Annotated in this window: 4 protein-coding genes; all 4 read right to left on the reverse strand. The window is 51.9% G+C overall.

The window, feature by feature from the left end:
• Positions 1-205: hypothetical protein (locus PZA18_RS23405; RefSeq protein WP_284103314.1), on the reverse strand; the 205-nt coding region annotated here is incomplete at its 3' end.
• Between the two features lie 474 nt (positions 206-679).
• Positions 680-1,651, reverse strand: coding sequence for a hypothetical protein (locus tag PZA18_RS23410; RefSeq protein ID WP_284103315.1), 972 nt, complete (start codon positions 1,649-1,651; stop codon positions 680-682).
• 9 nt (positions 1,652-1,660) lie between these two features.
• Positions 1,661-2,035 carry a hypothetical protein gene (locus tag PZA18_RS23415; RefSeq protein WP_284103316.1) on the reverse strand — a complete coding sequence of 125 codons (375 nt, stop codon included), beginning with the start codon at positions 2,033-2,035 and terminating at the stop codon, positions 1,661-1,663.
• A gap of 10 nt (positions 2,036-2,045) precedes the next feature.
• The coding region (locus PZA18_RS23420; RefSeq protein WP_284103317.1) for a hypothetical protein at positions 2,046-4,318 on the reverse strand (2,273 nt) is incomplete at its 5' end.

Raw genomic sequence — 4,318 nt, forward strand, 5'->3', positions numbered from 1 at the left:
GGGTGCGGTTGCCATCGCGGTCGTAGGCGTATTCGGTCAGGCTGCGGCTGCTCTCGTTCTGGTCGGCCACCGCCATCAGGTAGCCATTGCTGTAGTAGGCATACCGCAGGTTCTGGCCTTCGCTATTGGTCTGCGCGATCAGCCGGCCGGCGGCATAGCGAGGCAAATTGCAGTGGCCATCATCGAAGCCGCTGCCAAATCCCAATTATTTTGTTAAAGAGCAAAGTTTTATTGCAGGGGTGGTTCAAGTCTATTTATTAAATCGCCACTCATCTTTATTGCGGGTACAGCATAATGACAATCAGCTTCACCAAAACCTGAATGACAGGACGACAAAAAAGGCTTTTTGAGAATGAAATTTATTCAACAGCCCATCAAAAACCATCGAATATTTCGATGTATGGGAGGGCTTATTGGCAGGAATTCGAATACGGCGTTAGCTGAATTCAAAACCCAAGTAAAACCTGAAAGAAACCCAAGCCAAACCACTTACCGGGGATTCGGAGGGGTTGTGACACCTGCACAACTAAAATCAGGATATTTACTCTATATTTCGACTAGAAAACCAGCAGAAATTGTGGGGAATTTCTGCTGGTTTTTGAATCCACCCCTTCTCCCGGTCAAAAAATGATCGGGAGAAGGGAATGGGAAACAGCTAGCGGGCGTGTGGGCAGGACGATTAGAGCTGCTTTGGTACGTAAGTATAGGAGATGCTGGACTTCCGGACGGCGTAGACCCCCCCAACAGTGCGAAGCCACACTATTTCAGTGTCATCAGAAATGATGTTTCCCACCATTTCAAAATCAAACCGTGGGCTAAGCAACTCGGACCTGAAAGTAATTGGCTTCTCAGCCTTGAGCATTTCTGGATTTTCCTGACCAATATGCAGAATTATTTTTTCAAATCCCTCTGCCAATGAGCCTTTCAGAGCTAGTGATGAATTTTCATCAAGATTTGCTAGCTGTTCAATGGTGTACTGCCGTGGAGCTTGGTACATATATTTCCCCACCCATTTCGAATCAGGAGCACTTGCCTCCACCAATACAGCGGCACAAACCAAGAGATTATCCTTATCCCCCTTTGAAACGTAAACATATGGAGTAATGATTGGCTGGCTGACCGAACTGCCCGCGCCAATTTTCAGAGAAGCCCTCTCGGCCGCCTCTTTGAATATATCACGAGGATCAAAGACCAATCGATTCTTTAGCTGCTGAACATCTTTAGTTGTATTGCCTTCAATCATGGCTGCATTTGCAACCGCACCAATTACCCCTAAAACCACCCCCATTGCGGCTCCTCCCCCGCCTTGGTTTTGAAAGTATAGAATATTCTTTTTATCATCAATATGCTTTTGTGTATTATTGGTTACATCAAGCAACGATGACCGGCCTAATTTATAGCCCTCAGCATCAACTCTCTTAGGCTGAATTGACTGAAACTGTGGAGGAGTAGAAGCGCATCCCGATAAAAAAACTGCCAGTAGTGTAGAAAATAGAATACCTCGAAACATACCAAACTCGCTCTTAATTTGTTGGGAAAACCTTAAAAAGGGGTTGTCTACTCTTTTTAGACCAACCCCACAATTTACAACATCCCTTCTTCCGATCAAAAAATGATGGGGAGAAGGGAATGTGAAACGGCTGGCGGGCATGTGGGCAGGTCACCAATAATCACTGACTAAAGAATGTATTATTTCAAACAAGTATCTAAAATTTTTTACAGACCAAGTAGACGGCAATCCAAAAGTTCCATCAAATTCAGAAACAACCCACTCATAGTCAAAATCTACATTTTGCAAAGATTCATCAAGAGATTTTTTCATATCCAGCCTAACTGCCTTTTCAAGATTTCCAAACCAAGCATCCTCAAAGAAATGCCGCTTCAGTAAATCCCTAAATATATTCTCATCATTTGGATCAACAGATCCAAAAAGCTCAATAGCTCTCTCCTCTCTATCATATTCATTAAATGGTTCCAAAAATCCAAGGAGTGACGCCCCTAGCTTTTTTTCTAACTCATAATTTTTTTGATTCATTTCATCAACCTCAAGGCACTGGAAATCCGGTATACGGGACATTCAAAGATGAATCAAATCGTATTACCCAATTATTATATGAAGGAACAAATGCTGGGGAAGTAACTCCTGAAGCTTGTGCCGATTTAGATAGTTTCTGATAACCCCATCCGACAACTCGGTCAGAATTACCAATTACCCACGGTTTTCCAGCAACATTGTAAGTTGGTAATCCTCTAACATTTCTGGTGATGGCTTCATTAATTGCATCCGCCATCACACGAAAATCGGAGAATTGCGAACTATCGTAATGACCAGCTCCCGGCGTACCGAATCTTGGATGCGTGCCATCGATTGATCGTTGTGCCAAGTTTGGCAAAGAAATATCTGGAGCATGCTTATCCCAAAAGTGCGCATGTAAATTCGGATGAGTTCTATTTAGCATACTCTGATAATTTTTCACCCATCGCTCTGCATTGCTTTCACGCATTGCCAAACGCTGTTCACTGCTCAAATGCGCGTACTTACCTCTTAACGCATTCATTCGGGTCAGCATCTCATTCTCCGGCAACACAAAGTTATCCGGCAGCATGTGGTCAGGCGTTACCACCCTTGGCGTTACTGTCCTGCTTGGCAAGGCGATGGTCTTGCTGGGGATGGCTGTGAGTGGCGTAAGCCCGAATATACCCTCCCCCGTCTGAAGGAATGCCATGGATAGCTGGCTCAGATTACCTGTCTCCACGGCATGAACGAAGCGTTGACCTGCCACGTAGAGGTTGTTCGGTGCATTGAGCAGTCCCAGACCTCCACCTTCTACCAACATGAACGGCGCGATGATGGTGGCACCAAAGCCATACCCTATCTTGCCCAGCGCTGACGTATTCGGGTCTCGATAACCAGCGGCAACTTTGTTGTATTCGTTGGTAAAGAAGCCTTCAAACGGCGTGTATCCGTTCTCCAGGGCATAGACCGGGTTACCTGGGGTGTACATTTCGGGTTCGCCCGCTGAGAACCGTGAGCTGAGCCCGTAACGCAAGGCGTTTTCAGGGGTAGGCGCCAACGAGTAGTTGTTGACGGATACGTAGTTGTACACATCCTCCAGACGGCTACGGCCCAGTGCAGCGGCCAGATGCTCGACAGTTGGCGTTAGCTTGAGATCGTTTTCCAAGGCATAGTCGGTGAGGCTCTGTGCCTCCACGGTGATACCCATTGATAGGTCGTAGCCACCCACGGGGCCCGCTGGGCCGGCATGGCCAGCGATGGCGCCATAAGGCAAGCGGCCAGCTACCGGCGGTTGCTTGCGACGCGGTGCGCCGGTGAAGGAGCCGCCAAAGTCCTCATCGAGATCTTGCTCAAAGTCTTCAGAGGTTCCTCCCCCCACGTAGATGTAGCGACCGGCGTCCTGGTCGGCCGCACTGTTCTGCTCGCCCGCCTTGTGGTTGGCCGACATGGCGGCATCCTTGCTCAGGATGTCATCCTTGATCAGGTCGCCAATGGTGTTGCCCACGGCCTGCGGCAGGGTGTTGCTCCAGCTGAAGTGGCCGGTGCTCACTTTCTGGCTGACGGCGGCGCTGGCCAGGTTGGCAGCGAACTGGGTGGTGACTTGGTTGCCGGTATGGCTGGCCAGGTTGCCGGCTACGCTGCCGGCCATCGCTCCAGCGGCAGAGCCCGCCACATTGCGCCAGCTGAAGTGGCTGATGCCCAGGGCTGAGCCAGTCCCCTGCGCCAAGGTGGCGCCGATGGCGGTCTGTACGCCCTGGCCCAGGGTCGGGCTGACGCCGTTGATCGCGCTCATGAACGAGGAGCCGTTCAGCGCTGAGCCCACCCCGGCCGTGACGCCGGCGGTCAGCGCGCTGATGCCCACCTGGCGCCAGCTGAATTCGTCAACCACCCCCATCGCCATGCCGGCCAGCTGGCTGGCGGCCGAGCCGACGGCAGCGCCGATGGCGGCGCTGGCGATGCCGGTAAAGCCACCCACCGCACCACTCAGCACGGATAGCCCGGTGGCAAAGGTGCTGGCGGCAGTCCCCACTGCAGCCGCGCCGGCGGCACCAACGGCTCCGGCCGCGGCGCCCGCTGCGGCGCCAGCGCCAGCTGCCCCGGCTGCGGCGGCTCCACCTGCTGCGGCTCCTCCGGCTGCAGCCCCTGAGGATGCCGCTGCCCCAATGGCACCCGAAGCCGCCCCGGCCGTGTAGATAGTCACGATGATCGCGATCACGATCATGATGATCTGGGCGGCTCCGCAACCCGAGCTGGGGTCGACCGGCACATTGGCCGGAACAAGGTTGCCCATGGCTTCGGCCG

The sequence above is a fragment of the Parachitinimonas caeni genome (genome assembly GCF_030129945.1).
Taxonomy (GTDB): Bacteria; Pseudomonadota; Gammaproteobacteria; order Burkholderiales; family Chitinimonadaceae; genus Parachitinimonas; species Parachitinimonas caeni.